This window comes from Nocardioides daejeonensis (genome assembly GCF_003194585.1).
GTDB lineage: Bacteria > Actinomycetota > Actinomycetes > Propionibacteriales > Nocardioidaceae > Nocardioides > Nocardioides daejeonensis.
Genome location: NZ_QHKZ01000002.1, coordinates 333,515 through 351,862 on the forward strand (window position 1 = coordinate 333,515; position 18,348 = coordinate 351,862).

Sequence of the window (18,348 nt, forward strand, 5' to 3'; positions counted from 1 at the left end):
AGTCCCACATACCCCACTGGTTTGTCGGCCCACCCCGTCCCACACGTAACATGCGACCATGAGCGAGAACCCCACCGAGCCGACCGCTGCCGAGACGACGCAAGGCCCTGCCCGGACCGTCGTCGTACCGGAGAAGCCGGCACTCGAGGGTCTTGAGCAGAAGTGGGCCGAGCGCTGGAAGCAGCAGGCGACGTACGCCTTCGACCGCACCCAGCCGCGGGAGAACATCTACTCGATCGACACGCCTCCGCCGACGGTGAGCGGCAGCCTGCACGTGGGGCACGTCTTCTCCTACACCCACACGGACCTGATCGCCCGTTACCAGCGGATGACCGGCAAGTCCGTCTTCTACCCGATGGGCTGGGACGACAACGGCCTGCCCACCGAGCGTCGCGTGCAGAACTACTTCGGAGTGCGCTGCGACCCGAGCCTGCCCTACGAGGCCGACTTCACCCCGCCGGAGAAGCCGGACCCGAAGAAGCAGGTGCCGATCTCGCGGCCCAACTTCATCGAGCTCTGCGAACAGCTCGTCGAGGAGGACGAGAAGGCGTTCGAATCGCTCTGGCGCACGCTGGGCCTCTCGGTCGACTGGGACACGACCTACACCACCATCGGCAAGGATGCCCAGACCGCCAGCCAGCGTGCCTTCCTGCGCAACTACGCCCGCGGCGAGGCCTACCTGCAGGAGGCGCCGACCCTCTGGGACGTCACCTTCCAGACCGCAGTCGCTCAGGCCGAGCTGGAGGCGCGCGAGTACGCCGGCGCCTACCACCGGGTGGCCTTCCACCGGGTCTCGACGAGCTCGACCACCGAGGGGGCGAGCTCGACCACCGGAGACGCGATCTACATCGAGACGACCCGGCCGGAACTGATCCCGTCAGTCGTCGCACTCATCGCGCACCCCGACGACGAGCGGTACGCCGACCTGTTCGGCAGCACCGTCAGCTCGCCGATCTTCGGGGTCGAGGTCCCGGTGCTGGCCCACCCCGCCGCCGAGATGGACAAGGGCGCCGGCATCGCCATGTGCTGCACCTTCGGCGATCTCACCGACGTGCAGTGGTGGCGCGAGCTGCAGCTTCCGGTGCGGACGGTCATCGGCCGTGACGGCCGCTTCACCCGGGAGACCCCGGAGTGGCTCTCCGCCGAGGCTGCTGCCGCGCACTACGCCGATCTCGCCGGCAAGACCGCGTTCAGCGCCCGTGAGGCGATGGTCACGAAGCTCCGCGAGAGCGGCGACCTCGACGGCGACCCGAAGCCGACGCAGCGGATGACGAACTTCTTCGAGAAGGGCGACAAGCCGCTCGAGATCGTCTCCACGCGCCAGTGGTACATCCGCAACGGCGGCCGCGACACCGGGCTGCGCAAGGATCTCGTCGCCGAGGGCGAGCAGATCACCTGGGTGCCGGAGTACATGAAGCACCGCTATGACAACTGGGTCAACGGGCTCAACGGCGACTGGCTGATCTCGCGCCAGCGGTTCTTCGGCATCCCGTTCCCAGTCTGGTACCCACTCGACGCGGAGGGTGAGCCCGACTACGACCACCCGCTGCTGCCCACCGAGGCTGAGCTGCCCGTCGACCCGTCGACCGACGCCCCCCGCGGCTTCACCGAGGAGCAGCGGGGCAAGCCGGGCGGCTTCCTGGGCGACCCCGACGTCATGGACACGTGGGCCACCAGCTCTCTGACCCCTCAGATCGCCGGGGGCTGGGAGCGCGACCACGACCTGTTCGAGCGGGTCTTCCCGATGGACCTCGCGACCCAGGCCCACGACATCATCCGCACCTGGCTCTTCTCCCGCGTGGTGCGCGCGCACTTCGAGAACGGCCAGGTGCCCTGGTCGCACGCCCTCATCTCGGGTTTCGTGGTCGACCCCGACCGCAAGAAGATGTCGAAGTCCAAGGGCAACGTGGTCGTGCCGACCGAGATCCTCGACAAGTTCGGCGCCGACGCCGTCCGCTGGCGCGCTGCCATGGCCCGTCCCGGCCTCGACTCTCCGTTCGACGAGACCCAGATGAAGGTCGGGCGGCGGCTCGCCATGAAGGTGCTCAACGCCTCCAACTTCGTGTTGGGCCGCGTCGGCGCCACCGAGCTCAGTCCGGCAGCGGTCTCCGACCCGGTCGACTGCGCGCTCATGGGCCGGCTCGCCAAGGTCGTCACGGCTGCCACGGAAGCGTTCGACGCCTACGACTACACGACCGCCCTCGAGGTCACCGAGCGGTTCTTCTGGGAGTTCTGCGACGACTACCTCGAGCTGGTCAAGGAGCGCGCGTACGACGAGAACGGCGGGCTGCGCACCGAGTCCGCGCGGGCCACCCTGGTCACCGCTCTGCACACCGTGCTGCGGCTGTTGGCACCCTTCCTCCCCTACGTCACCGAGGAGGTGTGGTCGTGGTGGCAGGAGGGCTCCGTGCACACCGCCTCGTGGCCGCTGGCCACCGAGCTCGGCTCGGCCGCAGCGACCGACCCGTCCGGGCTGGAGGCGATCGCGGCCGCACTGGCCGGTATCCGAGGCGCAAAGTCTCAGGCCAAGGTGTCGATGAAGACGGAGGTCGCCCGCGCCGAGTTCAGCGGCACGTCGGCCGCACTGCGGGCGATCGCCGACGCCGAGGGCGACCTGCGCCGCGCCGGCAAGATCGTGGGCGACGTGGTGCTCTCCGAGCGCGAGGACGCCACCGAGGTCACCGTGACTGCGGAGCTGGTCCAGGCCGACGCATGAGGTGAGGGCCTTCCTCACGCAGAGGCCCGGCCCTGGGGGCCGCCACTCTCCTAGAGGTTCCGCCAGCCGGCGTTCCCCGCGCTGGCGGACCTCGTAGTAAAGGGCTCGACGGCCATCGGTCGTCGAGCCCTTCGCTTCCCTCCGCTCAGCGGCGGCCGCGGCCCCGGTGCTTGCCGTGGTCGTGACCGCGGTGCTTGCCGTGGTCGTGCCGAGAGGACCGGTCGCCTCGGGACCGACCGTCGCGGTTGCCCCGATCGTGGCCGGGGGGCTTGCGATGGTCACTGCCCCGGCTGCCTCGGTCATGCCCAGGGGGCGTGCGGTGATCGTGGCCGCCCCAGCCGCGGTCGTGCCCCGGTGGACGCCACTTGTTGTCGCCCCAACGGCTCCGGTCGTGACCCTTCTTGGAGTCCCAACCGTTCTTCTTGCCGTTGCGGTGGTCGTCGCGATCGCTGCCTAGCCCCGTGCCGGGCTTCGGGGCATCCTGGCGTCGCTTGGCAGCGAATGAGCGCGAGCTCTCGCTCATGTTGCCCTTGCCGCGCGAGGTACGGCTGGTCTTGCCTGCCTTGTTGGCCTTGCCGGACCGCTTGCCCGACGTGGACGCGGCGGAGCGCGCCCGACTGCCGTTCGGAGAGCCTGCGTGGCCACTCTCCTCAGCTCCCGCACCCGAGGAGTCGGCGTGCGGGACGATCGCCGGCAGCTGACCGCCGAGCAGCCCACGGAGCCGGTCCTGCGCGGTGACGGTCGCCGGGTCGGAGCCACGAGCCTGGATGAGGATCTCTCCGTCGCTCCGACTGGGATCCTCGGCCTGGGCCGTGTTCACGTTGGAGACGAGCAAGGTGCCCGCAACGAGCGCGAGCGTCGCGAACGCCGCCAAGGGCGCGCGTTGCTGCTGCTTCATGTCTCTCCCCGACTCCCGAACGTTGGCGATGGGGTCCAGTATCACCGCTCTCCCCCGGCAGGAGCGAATCCAACCGCGAAAAATGACCCGAACGGGCTATCTGGACCTGTCACCGGCCGGGCCGTCCCGGTCCGTGGGTCAGGCGGACTTCTTCTTCTTGGCGTCTTCTCGCGGGATCAAGGTCGGCGCCACGTCATCGGCCACGACCTCGCCGGTGACGACCACCTTGGCGATGTCGCCGCGGGAGGGGACGTCGTACATCACCTGGAGCAGCACCTCCTCGATGATCGCGCGCAGGCCACGAGCACCGGTGCCCCGCTCCATCGCCTTGTCGGCGATGGAGACGATGGCGTCGTCGGTGAACTCGAGCTCGACGCCGTCGATGTCGAAGAGCTTCTGGTACTGCTTCACCAGCGCGTTCTTGGGCTCGGTGAGGATCTGGACCAGCGCCTCACGGTCGAGCTGCGCCACGCTGGCGATCAGCGGCAAGCGGCCGATGAACTCGGGAATGAGGCCGAACTTGGTGAGATCTTCCGGCCGCACCCGCGAGAGCAGGTCCTCGGCGTCACGCTCGGCCTGACCACGGACCTCGGCCGTGAAGCCCAGCGTCTTCTTGCCGACCCGCTGTTCGATGATGTGGTCGAGGCCCGCGAAGGCACCACCCACGATGAAGAGGATGTTGGTGGTGTCGATCTGGATGAACTCCTGGTGCGGGTGCTTGCGCCCACCCTGAGGCGGCACCGACGCCGAGGTCCCCTCCAGGATCTTGAGCAGCGCCTGCTGCACGCCCTCGCCGGAGACATCGCGGGTGATCGACGGGTTCTCGGCCTTGCGGGCCACCTTGTCGATCTCGTCGATGTAGATGATGCCGGTCTCGGCCTTCTTCACGTCGTAGTCGGCGGCCTGGATCAGCTTGAGCAGGATGTTCTCGACATCCTCACCCACGTAGCCCGCCTCGGTCAGTGCGGTGGCGTCGGCGATGGCGAACGGCACGTTGAGCATCTTGGCGAGGGTCTGGGCGAGGTAGGTCTTGCCGCACCCCGTCGGGCCGATGACGAGGATGTTGGACTTCGCCACCTCGACGTGGTCCGGGCCCTTGGCGAGCGTCGCGCCCGCCTGCACACGCTTGTAGTGGTTGTAGACGGCCACAGCGAGCGACTTCTTCGCCTGCTCCTGGCCGATCACGTAGGAGTTGAGGAACTCGAAGATCTCCTTGGGCTTGGGGAGCTCCTCGAGGCCCACCTCGGAGCGCTCAGAGAGCTCCTCCTCGATGATCTCGTTGCAGAGGTCGATGCACTCGTCGCAGATGTAGACGCCGGGACCGGCGATCAACTTCTTGACCTGCTTCTGGCTCTTTCCGCAGAACGAGCACTTGAGCAGATCGCCCCCGTCACCAATGCGTGCCATCGGCGTCTTCCTTCCTCACTACCTTGTCGGTTGACGGTACCCCGTGTCCGCACCCGACGGGGGCACGGACACGGGGATCGGGCTCAGACGAGCGCCGCCGCCTTGCGAGACTCCATGACTGCGTCGATCAGGCCGTACTCGACGGCTTGATCAGCGGTGAGGATCTTGTCGCGCTCGATGTCGCGGCTCACCTCGGCGACGTCCTTGCCGCTGTGCTCGGCGAGCATCGTCTCCAGCAGGGTCCGCATCCGGATGATCTCGTTGGCCTGGATCTCCAGGTCGGAGATCTGGCCGCCCTGGCCCTCCGTGTAGGGCTGGTGGATGAGCACCCGGCTGTTGGGCAGTGCGAGCCGCTTGCCGGGCGTACCTGCCGCCAGCAGCACGGCGGCGGCGGAGGCGGCCTGCCCCAGGCACACGGTCTGCACGTCGGGCTTGATGAAGCGCATCGTGTCGTAGATCGCGGTGAGCGCGGTGAACGAGCCACCCGGGGAGTTGATGTAGATGGAGATGTCACGCTCGGTGTCCATCGACTCCAGACACAACAGCTGTGCCATCACCGCGTTGGCGATGTCGTCGCTGATGGGGGTCCCGAGGAAGATGATCCGCTCTTCGAAGAGCTTCGCGTAGGGGTCGATCCGGCGGATGCCGTAGGAGGTGCGCTCTTCCCACTGCGGGATGTAGTAGTTCATGCCTCAGGCGTCCTTCTGCTCGGCGGTCTCACGGGCGTTGGTGATGACCTTGTCGATCAGGCCGTACTCCTTCGCCTGCTGCGGGGTGAACCAACGGTCACGGTCGGAGTCGCGCTCGATCTCCTCCACCGAACGGCCGGTGTGGTGCGCGATCAGCTCACCGAGCTGCTTCTTGAGCAGCAGGCTCTGCTCAGCCTGGATCTTGATGTCGGAGGCGGAGCCGCCGATGCCGCCCGAAGGCTGGTGCATCATGATCCGCGCGTGCGGCAGGGCGAACCGCTTGCCCTGCGTGCCGGCGCAGAGCAGGAACTGGCCCATCGAGGCCGCCAGGCCCATGGCCACGGTGGCGACGTCGTTGGGGATGTAGTTCATGGTGTCGTAGATCGCCATGCCGGCGTCGACCGAGCCACCGGGCGAGTTGATGTGCAAGAAGATGTCGGCCTCGGGGTCCTCCGCCGAGAGCAGCAGCAACTGCGCACAGATCGCGTTGGCGTTCTGGTCACGCACCTCGGAGCCGAGGAAGACGATCCGTTCGCGCAACAACCGCTGATAGACGTTGTCGTCGAGGCCGTAGGACGGCAGTCCGCCGTTCATCTGAGGGCTGGGAATCTGGTTCACGACACCGACATTAGACGCCAGCCCCGGCAATTCCACGGGGATCCGGTCAGTGTTCGCCCACAGCAGATTCGACCTCGCCGCGGAGTCGCTCCAGGGTCTGGCGCATACCGTCCTCGAGCTCGTCGGCATGAGCAGCGACGCCACCGAGCAGCGCACCGGCGAAGAGGCCGCTCATCCGGGTCAGGCGACGCGGGACCGGGCGACGTACCTCAAGACGGGTGCCGGCGCCGTCCGCCTCCAGCCGGTAGATCCACCGGGCACCGCTCGTCACGGTGTCCCACACCAGCTCCTGAGCGGGCCGCACCACACGCACCACGTTGCGCGTCGGCCAGACGACCGGGCCACGGCGGTTGACGCCGAGGTAGCACTGCCCCACCCGCAGGCCGCCGCGCAGCAGCGGCTGCATCCGCACTGTCTCCGGACTCCAGCGCGCCATCCGACGGAAGTCCGTCAGCGCCGCCCAGACCTGCTCGGGCGACGCGGCGATCCGGGTCTCGGCGACCAGCTCGCGGTCTGCGGTCATCGACTCTCTCCTTCTCCTCGACGCCGCGGGGGTCACGCCGTCAGCCAGGACCGTAGCGCGTCGTGCACGGTGGGATGGTTGAGGAGGTCGAAGTGATCGGCCCGCGGGACGTGCACCCGATCGGCACGGGCGATCCCGCCCCTCCCCTCTCCGTGCGCGGAGGGCATCCGGACCAGCAGGTCGCCGAGGAATCGGCCGACCGGGTGCGCGGACGAGCGGGTGACCATGCCGGAGACCAGGCGGAACCGGATGTGGGGAGGGTCGGCGAGCTCAGGCAATCCGTCATCGAGGTCGCGTACGCCGACCGATCGGTGCTCCAGGATCCGGCCGATGGCAGCGGTCTCGGGCAGACGGCCCAGGAGCGCACTCCCCCGCGTGATCCCAGCGGCGAGCGGGGCGCCGAGGTGCGGCGTACCCAGGGTTACCACGTCGCTGACCAGATCGGTCCACGGATGCTCCCAAGGCGCCGCCACCGCGCAGGCCGCGCGCTGGATCAGCCCGCCCATCGAGTGCCCTACCAGCACGATGCGCTCGACCGGCACCGGCCAGGCGCCGACCAGCTCCTGGAGCAGCGCGGCGAGCACCACGCCGTTCTCCCGCACCGAAAGACCGGTGTTGGCGCGCAGCAGCACCGGCGTCCATCCCAGATCCTCCAACAGCTCGGGCGTGCTGCGGCCCCCTTCGGGGACGCGCCAACGCCAGCAGCGCTCGTCCTCGGAGAGACCGTGCAGGAGGACCGCGATCCGGCCGCGCGCCCCGGGGAAGGCCTCGGCCAGCTCGTCGAGCGGCACGTCGGCACCGCCCATGCGGACCGCTGTGCGGACCGCGAGCGGCGAGCCCTCGGTCACGAACCGGTCGCCGACCAGTCCGTTCAACGCGGAGCGCACGAACCGGCCGCGCGACCCGTGCTCGACCTCGGGGCCGACCCCCGCGTCCGCAGCGACCTTGAGCGACAACGAGGCGCCGCGGACGCCGACCCGCACCGAGGTGTGCACGATGCCAGCGATCGCGTCGTGGGTCCAGCGGGTCGCGGTGACCGGAAGCCCGAGCCGCGGCTCGAGGAGCGAGAAGGTGCGGGCCGCGACGGCACGGTGCGTCTCGCGGGCTGTGTCGGCCACGAGCTCCTCCGCCGCGACCGCCGCGAAGTGGTAGAGATCGAGCACGCGAGCCTCGGGCATAGGACATCTCCTCCAATTTGAGTGCACATATGTTCACTCAAATCGGAGAAGTTGGTCAAGCCAGCCAGCCGAGCAGCGCCCGCTGCACCTCGGGATGGTTGGTCAACGGCAACCGCGAATCCTCAACGTGCACCACGCTTGCCGTCGGAAAGAGCTGCTGAGCAGAGCGACGACGCAACCGGCTCCGATCCCGCCACCACAGCAACGAGCCCATCAACGATCCCACCGTGCTCCGCTCGAGGCGAGCAGGCCTGGTGATCACCACGTAGCGCGCCGCCGGAATCGGCTCGACGGCCTCCGCCACACGGTCGCTGGTCACGATGCCAGCCAGCTCCTCGTCGAGCTGACGGCCCATCGCGAGCGAACCGGCGGGCGGATCGACCAGCAGGTGCGGCGTACCCAACAAGACGACGTCGCTGACCAAGCCCTGCCAGGGCGTCGCGGACCACGACCGCACCGCGGCGGCGGCCCGGAGGGCGAGCCCTCCGTCACCGTGGGCGACGACCGCCACGCGCTGCACCGGCTCCGGCCAGTGGTCGACAAGCCGCTGCACCAGGGCACTCACCTCGGCTGCGCGGTCGACCTCCAGCGACGGGGGCGCGCAGCGGAGGTGGACCGGGGTCCAGTCCAGCAGCGACGCGAGCCGGGACGCATAGCTGCCGCCGGTCTGCTCCTGGGCAGCACTCCAACAGCCCTCGTCCTCGGCCGAGTCGGGCACCAGCACCAGGATGCGCGACGTCGCATGCGGGTAGGCGCCCAGGAGCCCCTCCTCACTGGGGAGGACGTCGCGGCCAGCACTACGCAACGCAGCCGACGTGCGGCTCTTGGCGACCGCACGTCCCAACGGGCCCGCGGTCAGCGCCAGTGGCGCCTGCTTCTGCACCAGGCGCCAGCCGAAGCCGGCGGTCGTGCGGACGAACGCCCAGCCGATGCGTACGGCGGCAGGCATGGCCGTCCGGTCGGCCTCGGGGGCTTCAGCACTCACGCGGAGGAGTCTCCCTGCCCGCGTCCACCCTGGCAAAGCGACAGACCCGCATCGGCGCGCCGTACCGCCGCCTCGCGTGGGAAATACCACGACCGCCGGCCGGTGCAGAGGCACCGACCGGCGGTCGTCGAGTTCAGCGAGCTGTCACTCGGAGTCAGCGTCGGCGTCGTCCGCGCCGGTCTCCTCGGCCTCGGCGGCAGGCTCACCAATGGTGCCGTCGGGCTGCAGGTTCTTGAGCTCCACCACGTTGCCGCTGGCGTCCTTGACGACCGCCGACTCGACGATCGTGGCCAGCGCCTTGCCGCGCAGGATCTCCTGCACCAGCTCGGGGATGTGGTTGTGCTCGAACATGTGGTTGGCGAACTCCTGCGGGTCCTGACCGGACTGCTGGGCACGCCGCACCAGGTGCTGCGAGAGCTCGTTCTGGTCGACGCCGAGCTCCTCGGACTTCGCGACCTTGTCGAGGATGAACTGGGCCGCTACCGCGTCCCGGACCCGGCGGTCGAGGTCGGCCTCGAACTCCTCCTGGGTCTGCTTCTCGTCCTCGAGGTACTTCTCCATCGTCATGCCCGAGTACATGAGCTGCTGCTCGATGTTCTGACGACGGGCGTTGAGCTCGTCGGTGACCAGCGACTCCGGGAGCGGGATCTCGACCTTCTCCAGCAGCACCTCGAGGACGGCGTCCCGAGCGGCCGCAGCCTGCTCCAGGCGCTTGCCGCGGGTGAGCCGCTCGCGCAGATCGTCGGTCAGCTCGGCGATGGTGTCGAACTCGGAGGCGAGCTGAGCGAACTCGTCGTCGGCCTCGGGGAGCTCCTGCTCCTGGACCTGCGTGACCTTGACCTCGACCTCGACCGGCTCGCCGACCAGGCTGCCGCCGACCAGCTCGGAGGAGAAGACCTTGGTCTCGTCGACGTTCATGCCGGTCAGCGCCTCGTCGAGGCCGTCGAGCATGCCGCCGCGACCGACCTTGTAGGACATGCCGGTGACCTCGGCGCCCTCCACGACCTCGTCGTTCTGGCGGGCGGTCAGGTCGATGGTGACGAAGTCTCCGTCAGCGGCGGCGCGCTCCACGGTTTTGAGGGTGCCGAAGCGCTCGCGCAGGGCCTGCAGCTGCTCTTCGATGTCCTCGTCGGCGACAGCCAGGTCGTCGACCTGGGCCTCGACGCCGTCGTAGGCCGGAAGGTCGAACTCAGGCTTCACGTCCACCTCGGCGGTGAACTCGAAGACCTCGTTGTCCTCCAGCTTGGTGACCTCGATCTCGGGCTGGCCGAGCGGCTCGAGGGTGTTCTCCTGCAACGCCTCGAAGTACTTCTGCGGCAGCGCCTCGTTGATTGCCTGGTCCAGCACGGCACCGCGGCCGATCTGCCGGTCGATCACCATCGGCGGGACCTTGCCACGGCGGAAGCCGGGAACGTTGATCTGCTTCGCGATCTGCTTGTACGCCGCGTCGAGGCTCGGCTTGAGCTCCTCGAAGGGCACCTCGACAGTCAGCTTGGCCCGGGTCGGGCTCAAGGTCTCGACGGCGCTCTTCACAGGTGGTCTCCTCTGGTTCGGGTGGTACTCGTGTCGGGGCGACAGGACTCGAACCTGCGATCTCCTGCTCCCAAAGCAGGCGCGCTAGCCACTACGCTACGCCCCGCCAGGGCCCCGGTTCGGGCCCCTGGAGCGGATGACGGGAATCGAACCCGCGTAATCAGTTTGGAAGACTGAGGCTCTACCATTGAGCTACATCCGCGCGCACGTGATCGACGTGCGGGCCAATCGTGCCACATCGCCGGGAGCCGTCCCAATTCACCCCCACCGCTCCCAGAGCGGGCTCGGGCAGCGGATTCCTGCTCCTCTCAGCGGCGATGCACCAGCACCAGCGCCCTGTCGTCGTCGGGCGAGCCGAGGGCGTCGACCAGTCGCCCAGCGCCGTACTGGAAGCCTTCGGCGAGCATCCGCTCGGCGGCCCCCGCAAGTCGATCGACGCCGGAGCTGAGGTCGCGTTCGGCCGACTCGACCATGCCGTCGGTGTAGAGGAGCACGGCGTCGCCGGCGCCGAGGTTGCCACGCACCGGCTCGAACTCGGCCTCCTCGATGAGACCGAGGAACGGCCCCTCCGGCTCGTGCGTGCTGCGGCGGCCGGAGCCGGCGTGTACCTGGATCGCCGGCGGATGACCGGCTGCGCGCACCTCGAAGTCGCCTGAGTCGAGGTCGACGGCGAGGTGGATGCAGGTGGCGAACCCTTCCAGCCACTCCTGCCGCACCAGGTAGCGGTTGGCAGCCGGCAGGAACTCCTCCGACGGGATCTCGCTGAGCAGGCCGGCGAATGCGCCCGAGAGCAGCAGTGCTCGGGTGCCCGCCTCCTCGCCCTTCCCGGAGACGTCGGCGACCACGAAGTCGACCCGCTGACCGCGCCGCGCCGCCAGCACCAGGTCGCCCGCGAACGGGCTCCCGCTGGCCGAGCGGAGAGCCGACTCGGCGTACCACTCCGGAGGCAGCGCTGGGAGGCGGGCCTGGCGCAGGATCCGGTCGCGCAGGTCGACCAGCATCGACTCGCCGCGCATCCCGCCGACCCCCAAGGAGGTGCGGCGGAACGAGGCCAGCATGATGATCAGCCCGATCAGGAAGATGACCACGGTGCCTGCAGCGATCCGCGCCGTCATCGCCGGCTGCTGGGTGATCGCCAAGGTCAGCACCAGAAGCACGATGATGACGAACCACGGCAGCAGCCGGGGGCCGAGCAGGACGCTGCCCACGGTGAGCGGGATGAGCAGCGAGGTCAGCGGCCACGAGCCCGGAAAGGCCACGGCGGCAACACCCATGGCCACCGCTGCTGCGACAAGCAGGACGACGATCGACCGCTCTTCGCTGATCAGTCGGCGGGCGCGCCGACTGACCTGACGCCAGCGCATGCGCGACTCCAGCGACACCGCCGTCCTCCTCCGCTCCGTGGATGCGCCCAACTCTAAGAGGTTGCGACACGCCTTACGCCGTCGACAGGCGCTCAGTCACGGCGGGCACGGGAGCGGAAGACCGGCTGGCACCGCGGACACCAGAAGGAGTTGCGGCCCACCAGGCTCTCGGTCCGCACAGGAGTGCCGCAGACCAGGCACGGCTGGCCGGTACGGCGATAGACGTAGACCTCGCCGCCGTGGTCGTCCTTGCGTGGCGGGCGCCCCATCGCCTCGGGCGTGTGCTCGGGACGCACGGTGTCGATCCGCCCCGTCCGCACGCCTTCAGTCATCAGGGCGACAAGATCCGCCCAGATCGCGTCGAACTGGCTGCGCCGCAGCGTCCGCCCCGGCCGGAGGGGATGGATCCGATGCCGGAAGAGCACCTCGGCGCGATAGACGTTCCCCACACCGGCGAGCACGGACTGGTCCATCAGCAGATCACCGATCGTCCGCTCGCTGCGACCGATCCGTTGCCAGACCAGATCCGGGTCTGCGTCAGCGCGAAGGGGGTCGGGGCCGAGCTTCGCCAGCACGTCGGCGCGCCGTTCGGCGCCGATCAGGTCGCAACGGGTGGCACCACGCAGATCCGCGTGAGCGGCGCCGTCGGCCCGGGTGAGTCGGAGTCGCACCTCGCCCACCGGCGGGACGAGCGGACCGGTCACCACGTCGAACCGACCGATCAGCCCCAGATGGACATGGATGAACCGCTCACCGGCGAACTCGATGAACAGGTGCTTGCCCCACGAGTCGGCGTCGACGAGCTCCGTTCGATCGACCTGCGCGGCGTCGGCCGCGAAACGACCCTGGGGACTCGAGGCCAGCACGACGCTGCCGGCGAAAGCGTCGTCCAGCTCGCCGGCGAGGCGGCGGAGAGTGTGGCCCTCAGGCATCGGCGCTGCCGCGCAGCGCCGACTCGGGAAGCGGCGGCAGCTCGCCCTCGGTCTCGTACGTCGCCAACTGGCCGATGCGGCGTACGTGCCGCTCGTCGCCGGGGAACGCAGTGCTCAGGAAGACCTCGACGAAGCGAGTCATCTCCTCCAGCGTGTGCATCCGTCCACCAACGGAGATCACGTTGGCGTCGTTGTGCTCACGCGCCAGCACCGCCGTCTCCTCCGACCAGACCAGTGCGGAGCGGACGCCCGCGACCTTGTTGGCCGCGATCTGCTCGCCGTTGCCCGAGCCGCCGATGACCACGCCGAGGCTGTCGAGACCCTCGGCACGCTCCCCGGCTACGCCCTCGGCTGCGCGCAGGCAGAAGACCGGGTAGTCGTCGAGCGCGTCATAGACGAACGGGCCGTGGTCGACGACTTCGTAGTCGTGCTCGACGAGCCAGTTGAGCAGGTGGTCCTTGAGTTCGAGTCCGGCATGGTCCGAGCCGAGGTGCACGCGCATGGTCCCACCTTCTCAGGCAGGGCCCGACCCGGTCACGCCGGGGCGCTCCAGCACCATGCCCACGAACGCCGCCACCTGACGCTGCACCGGGTCGGCCACGGGGAAGACGTCATGGTGCCGCCAGAACCCGTGCACCTGACCCAGCACGCGGGTTCCCAGAACCTCCACCCCCGCCTCGGCCAGCAGATGGACCAGGTGCTCTCCCTCGTCGCGGAGCGGATCGTGCTCGGCGGTCACGACCAGCGTCGGCGGCAGGGTCCCCAGCACCGGGGACCGCAGCGGGGCCAGGTCGGGATCGCTCAGGTCTGCGGGCGTGGCGGCGTACTGCTGCCAGTACCAGGTCGCCTCGGCCGGGTCGAACCCGTCCGCGGCAGTCCGGTAGGAGTCGAAGCCCTGCTCGGGGTCGAGGAACGGGTAGATCAGGAGCACAGCGGCAAACGCCCCGGGATGGCGCAGCGCCGCGACCAGAGCGAGGTTGCCGCCGGCACTGTCACCATGGACGAGCAGTCGCGCCTCCTCCGCAAGTCCGCACCCGACCAGACCGCCTGCACGCAGCCAGTCGACCACCGCATCCACGTCGTCGGGAGCTGCCGGAAACCGGTGCTCCGGCGGACGCCGATAGTCGATGCTCAGCACGGGTACGCCGAGGCGGTTGGCGAAGGCGCGCACGGCCCGGTCGTGCACCTCGATGTCGTTGAAGACGAAGCCACCGCCGTGGAGGTGGAGGACCAGGGCGTCGGTGCGCTCCCCCGGCACGTAGAGCCGGCAGGGCACCCCGCCGGCATCGAGGTCGCGGACCTCACGAACGTGCTCGCGCTCCCGTCCGCGCTCAGCCGAACGGGCTGCCTCCCGCTCGGCAGCGATGTCGTAGCCGGGGTCGAACACCTGGGGCGCGCCCACCTGCGCCGCCACGGCGGCCCGGGCCTGGGGATGCAGTGCCATGGCACGCAGCCTAGGTGTCCCGATCACCGGGCCAGAACGCCGCGCGCCCACCGGGCTGACACCTACTGTCGCGACGCTACGCAGGAACCGACGCAGGAGGAGATCGAGAAGATGAGGCTCGAGGGCAAGGTCGCCATCGTCACCGGTGGCGCCAAGGGCATCGGCAAGGCCATCGTGCAGGCGTACGTCGCCGAGGGTGCCCAGGTGCTGGTCGTGGACGTCGACGACGCCGCCGGCAAGGAGCTGCAGGCGGAGCTCGGCGATGTCGCGCACTTCCTCTCCGCCGACCTCTCGGTCGAAGAGAACGCAGCCGTGATCGTCGCCGCAGCGGTCGAGCGGTTCGGACGGCTCGACGTACTCGTCAACAACGCGCACGCCTCCCGCCAGGCTCCGTTCGTGGAGACCACGATGGAGATGTTCGACCTCTCCTTCGGCACCGGCTTCTGGCCGGTCTTCTGGCTGATGCGCGAGGCGCACCCCCACTTGGCCGCGTCGCGCGGCTCGGTGATCAACTTCGCCTCCGGCGCCGGGCTCAACGGCAACGTCACCCAGGCCGCGTACGCCGCCGCGAAGGAGGCCGTCCGCGGCATCAGCCGGGTGGCTGCGCGCGAGTGGGCGACCGACGGCATCAACGTGAACCTCATCTCCCCGCTTGCCCGGACCGAGGGCGTCGACGCCTTCATCAAGGCGCACCCGGAGCAGGAGAAGGCACTCAGCTCCGGCAACCCGATGAAGCGCCTCGGCGACCCCCGCGAGGACATCGCCCCGGTCGCGGTCTTCTTGGCGAGCGCCGACGCGCAGTACATGACCGGTCAGACCTTGATGGCCGACGGCGGCGGGATCATGCTCCGCTGACCCTGGGTGCCGAATCGGCCGGACTGTGTGACGAAATTGTCATCTTGTGTGCTGTAGCTACGCACACCAAGCACCCAATTCCCCGCCCGGGCGGGGAATTGGGTGTCGAGCGTCAGCCGCCGAGGCGCGCGAGCTCCTCGTCGATGATCGCGGGGTCGAGCTTGGTGAAGACGGGGGTGGGCTTGGCGACGGCGGTGCCGGGCGTGATGGGCTGACGACGCCAGGGGCGCACGCCGGAGTAGTCGCCGGTGATGATCGGGTACGGCGCTCCGCCGTCGAGATCGTCGACCTCCTCGATGCGCGGCATCGGCTGCACGTCGCCTTGACCTCCGAAGACCTGGTCGACGGCGTTGGCCGAGAACGGCAGGAAGGGCGAGAGCACCAGGTTGAGGTCGGCGACGCACTGCGCCATGACGTGCAGGATCGTGCCGAGTCGCTCACGGTCGGCCGGATCCTTGGCCAGGGTCCAGGGCGCCTGGTCGGAGACGTAGCGGTTCACCTCGGCCACCGCGCGCATCGCCTCGGTGATGGCGGCCTTCTGCCGGTGCACGGCGATCTCGGCGCCCACCGTCTCAAAGGCGGACTCCGTCACGGCCAGCACGGCCCGGTCGGCCTCGCTCAGCTCGGCGGCCGCCGGGATCTCCCCGAAGTTCTTGGCGATCAGGGTCGCGGTCCGGTTGACCAGGTTGCCCCACCCCGCGACAAGCTCGTCGTTGGTGCGACGCACGAACTCGGCCCAGGTGAAGTCGCTGTCCTGGCTCTCCGGCCCGGCCGCCGCCACGAAGTAGCGGAAGGCGTCGGGCTGGTAGCGCGAGAGCAGGTCGCGCACATAGATCACGATCTTCTTCGAGGAGGAGAACTTGCGCCCCTCCATCGTGAGGAACTCGCTGGAGACGACCTCGGTGGGCAGGTTCAGCTCTCCGTAGGAGCGAGGGCTGCCGCCCTTGGCTCCCTTGCCGGCGTACGCCAGCAGCTCGGCGGGCCAGATCTGGCTGTGGAAGGTGATGTTGTCCTTGCCCATGAAGTAGTAGGACTCCGCGGTCGCGGTCCCTGAGGTCGTCGAGGGGTTCCACCACTGCCGCCACGCCTCGGGATCACCGCTGCGACGGGCCCACTCGATCGAGGCCGAGAGGTAGCCGATGACGGCATCGAACCAGACGTAGAGCTTCTTGGTCGGGTTCTCCTGCCACCCCTCCAGGGGTACGGCGATCCCCCAGTCGATGTCGCGGGTCATCGCCCGCGGACGGATCTCCTTGAGGATGTTCTGACTGAAGCGGATGACGTTGGGCCGCCAGGTGCCGGACCGCTCTCGCTCGTCGAGCCACTCCGACAGTGCGTCGGCGAGGGCGGGCAGGTCGAGGAAGAAGTGCTGGGTCTCGATGAACTCCGGCGTCTCGCCGTTGATCTTCGAGCGCGGGTTGATCAGGTCGTGCGGGTCGAGCTGGTTGCCGCAGTTGTCGCACTGGTCGCCCCGCGCGCCGTCGGCGCCGCAGATCGGGCAGGTGCCCTCGATGTAGCGGTCGGGGAGGGTACGGCCGGTGGAGGGCGAGATAGCGCCGTACGTCGTCTGCTCGACGAAGTAGCCGTTCTCGTAGACCCCCAGGAAGAGCTCCTGTACGACGGCGTGGTGGTTGCGCGTCGTGGTGCGGGTGTAGAGGTCGTAGGAGATGCCCAGCGAGGAGAGATCCTCGGCGATCAGCCGATGGTTGCGGTCCGCCAGCTGCTGGGGCGTCAGACCCGCCTCGTCGGCCGCGATCAGGATCGGCGTGCCGTGCTCGTCGGATCCCGAGACCATCAGCACGTCGTGGCCCGCCATCCGCATGTAGCGGCTGAAGACGTCGGAGGGAACACCGAAACCGGCCACGTGGCCGATATGGCGAGGCCCGTTGGCATAGGGCCAGGCAACTGCTGACAGGACGCGACTCATGGGGGAAGTCTAGGAGTGGCGCGCACTCACCGTCCGAGCCGGTCCAGTCGGCGCTGAGCGACGGTACGGATCTCCTTGAGTCGCTTGTAGAGGTTCGCGCCCGGGCAGGCAGTCTGGTTCGTGTCCCGGTGGCCGTCGATCGCGGGCAGCCGGACCGTCGTACCCGAGCGGTAGAGGTCGCTTCCGGTCGAGGTGACCTTGACCTTGCCCTTCGCCTTGGGAGCGCCGTGCTTGTCGAGCTTCCAGGCGGCGAGCTTCGCCACGCCGCGCAGCACCTTCTCCGACGGCGTGGCCGACTCGAAGTTGCCGATGACCGCGATCCCGGTCGAGTCGTGGTTGAAGCCGAGCGTGTGTGCGCCCCGCACCAACTTGCCGGCGCCGCCGCTGCGGCCTACCCACATCCGGCCGAACTTGTCGACGAGGAAGTTGTAGCCGATGTCGAACCAGCCCAGAGACTTCGTGTGGTACCGGTACATGCCGCGGATGATCCCGGCAACGTCGGCCTTGGCGTAGTCGTTGCTCGAGGCGGTGTGGTGCACATGCACCTGCATCAGTGAGGAGTTGTAGGCGGGTTTGCCGTTGCGCCACTTCTTGTTGGCGCCCCAGTCCTTGCGCCGCATCAGCTTCGCGGGCCGCGGAACGCCGGTCTTCTTGGGCGCTGCCGTCTCGTTGGTCGCCGCAGGCTCGTTCTCCTCCGCGGCCACCTTGGCTGCTACAGCCGGCTCCCGCGTCGGTTGCTGGAGCACCAGGGTGAGGTCCTGTGGCACGGCACCCGTGGTCCGCACCTGCACGCCGTCCGACGCGCCGACCCAGAGCAGGTCACTCCCCTGACGGCTGCCGACCTCCTGGCCCCTATCGGGCCCGTCCTCCAAAGGCTCCAGCTCCTGCCAGCCGGTCCATCTGCCACCGGACCTGGTGCGTACGGCGACCTCGCCCGCCGTCCCCTTCCACGTCACCGCGACCTGGGAGAAGGTGCTGGTGTCCTGCGGTTCTCCGATCTGCACGCCCGGATCACCGGCAGCACGGCGCGCCGGTGCACGGGTCGCAAGCGGAACCTCGACGGCCGCAACTCCACCAGCCTCCGGTTGCAGGGTCACCGGGCCGTCCGCTGCTTGCTCGGAGGGCCGCTCCGGTGCCGCCGAGGCCACCGCTGCGCTCAGCGGGATCAGCAGGCCGACCGCGGCCGTCGCGGCCATCAGCCTGGTCGTCGTGTTCTGGTGTGCCCGAGTCATGAGGATCAGTTCTCCCGAGGTCCTGGCGCCGTACGCCGGCGCTGCGT

16 protein-coding genes and 2 tRNA genes are annotated in these 18,348 nt (G+C 69.0%); 2 read left to right on the plus strand and 16 right to left on the minus strand.

Annotated features, from left to right (window positions below; translation table 11 throughout):
* Positions 1–58: 58 nt before the first annotated feature.
* A complete protein-coding gene (valS, locus tag DNK54_RS06250; RefSeq protein WP_110206095.1) occupies positions 59–2,716 on the plus strand; it encodes a valine--tRNA ligase in 2,658 nt (885 codons plus the stop codon).
* A 145-nt stretch (positions 2,717–2,861) separates the two neighbouring features.
* On the opposite strand, the gene DNK54_RS06255 is transcribed toward valS, so the two are convergent.
* The 14 genes from DNK54_RS06255 to DNK54_RS06320 form a co-directional block, all read right to left on the minus strand.
* Positions 2,862–3,614 carry a hypothetical protein gene (locus tag DNK54_RS06255; protein ID WP_110206096.1) on the minus strand — a complete coding sequence of 251 codons (753 nt, stop codon included), beginning with the start codon at positions 3,612–3,614 and terminating at the stop codon, positions 2,862–2,864.
* 138 nt (positions 3,615–3,752) lie between these two features.
* Positions 3,753–5,021 (minus strand): ATP-dependent Clp protease ATP-binding subunit ClpX, encoded by a 1,269-nt coding sequence (gene clpX / locus DNK54_RS06260; RefSeq protein ID WP_110206097.1) that lies wholly within the window; start codon positions 5,019–5,021, stop codon positions 3,753–3,755.
* A gap of 83 nt (positions 5,022–5,104) precedes the next feature.
* Positions 5,105–5,710, minus strand: coding sequence for an ATP-dependent Clp protease proteolytic subunit (locus DNK54_RS06265; RefSeq protein WP_110206098.1), 606 nt, complete (start codon positions 5,708–5,710; stop codon positions 5,105–5,107).
* Positions 5,711–5,713: 3 nt separating this feature from the next.
* On the minus strand, positions 5,714–6,304 hold the full coding sequence (locus DNK54_RS06270; RefSeq protein WP_110206099.1) for an ATP-dependent Clp protease proteolytic subunit: 591 nt from the start codon (positions 6,302–6,304) through the stop codon (positions 5,714–5,716).
* A gap of 70 nt (positions 6,305–6,374) precedes the next feature.
* On the minus strand, positions 6,375–6,851 hold the full coding sequence (locus DNK54_RS06275) for an SRPBCC family protein (RefSeq protein ID WP_110206100.1): 477 nt from the start codon (positions 6,849–6,851) through the stop codon (positions 6,375–6,377).
* 32 nt (positions 6,852–6,883) lie between these two features.
* Positions 6,884–8,029 carry an esterase/lipase family protein gene (locus DNK54_RS06280; protein ID WP_110206101.1) on the minus strand — a complete coding sequence of 382 codons (1,146 nt, stop codon included), beginning with the start codon at positions 8,027–8,029 and terminating at the stop codon, positions 6,884–6,886.
* Between the two features lie 55 nt (positions 8,030–8,084).
* Positions 8,085–9,014, minus strand: a complete 930-nt coding sequence (locus DNK54_RS06285; RefSeq protein ID WP_110206102.1) for a hypothetical protein — start codon at positions 9,012–9,014, stop codon at positions 8,085–8,087.
* A 144-nt stretch (positions 9,015–9,158) separates the two neighbouring features.
* The gene (gene tig, locus DNK54_RS06290; protein ID WP_110206103.1) at positions 9,159–10,547 is read right to left on the minus strand and encodes a trigger factor; all 1,389 of its coding nucleotides are present in this window, start codon (positions 10,545–10,547) and stop codon (positions 9,159–9,161) included.
* 33 nt (positions 10,548–10,580) lie between these two features.
* A tRNA-Pro gene (locus tag DNK54_RS06295) sits at positions 10,581–10,653 on the minus strand.
* Positions 10,654–10,675: 22 nt separating this feature from the next.
* Positions 10,676–10,749, minus strand: a tRNA-Gly gene (locus DNK54_RS06300).
* Between the two features lie 106 nt (positions 10,750–10,855).
* Entirely contained in the window at positions 10,856–11,911 is a 1,056-nt protein-coding gene (locus DNK54_RS06305; RefSeq protein WP_162602323.1) for a PP2C family protein-serine/threonine phosphatase, read from the minus strand.
* Between the two features lie 92 nt (positions 11,912–12,003).
* Positions 12,004–12,843, minus strand: coding sequence for an Fpg/Nei family DNA glycosylase (locus tag DNK54_RS06310; RefSeq protein WP_110206105.1), 840 nt, complete (start codon positions 12,841–12,843; stop codon positions 12,004–12,006).
* Positions 12,836–13,345: a ribose-5-phosphate isomerase gene (locus DNK54_RS06315; RefSeq protein WP_110206106.1), complete on the minus strand. Its 510-nt coding sequence runs from the start codon at positions 13,343–13,345 to the stop codon at positions 12,836–12,838. The genes DNK54_RS06310 and DNK54_RS06315 overlap by 8 nt, the downstream gene beginning before the upstream one ends.
* A gap of 12 nt (positions 13,346–13,357) precedes the next feature.
* On the minus strand, positions 13,358–14,287 hold the full coding sequence (locus DNK54_RS06320; RefSeq protein ID WP_110206107.1) for an alpha/beta hydrolase: 930 nt from the start codon (positions 14,285–14,287) through the stop codon (positions 13,358–13,360).
* A gap of 111 nt (positions 14,288–14,398) precedes the next feature.
* Between DNK54_RS06320 and DNK54_RS06325 the strand changes: the two genes are divergently transcribed.
* A complete protein-coding gene (locus DNK54_RS06325) occupies positions 14,399–15,142 on the plus strand; it encodes an SDR family NAD(P)-dependent oxidoreductase (protein WP_110206108.1) in 744 nt (247 codons plus the stop codon).
* A 112-nt stretch (positions 15,143–15,254) separates the two neighbouring features.
* Here DNK54_RS06325 and metG read toward each other — a convergent pair whose 3' ends face one another.
* Positions 15,255–17,069 carry a methionine--tRNA ligase gene (gene metG, locus DNK54_RS06330; RefSeq protein ID WP_110206109.1) on the minus strand — a complete coding sequence of 605 codons (1,815 nt, stop codon included), beginning with the start codon at positions 17,067–17,069 and terminating at the stop codon, positions 15,255–15,257.
* Positions 17,070–17,095: 26 nt separating this feature from the next.
* Positions 17,096–18,301, minus strand: a complete 1,206-nt coding sequence (locus DNK54_RS06335; RefSeq protein WP_110206110.1) for an N-acetylmuramoyl-L-alanine amidase — start codon at positions 18,299–18,301, stop codon at positions 17,096–17,098.
* Positions 18,302–18,348 lie beyond the last annotated feature (47 nt).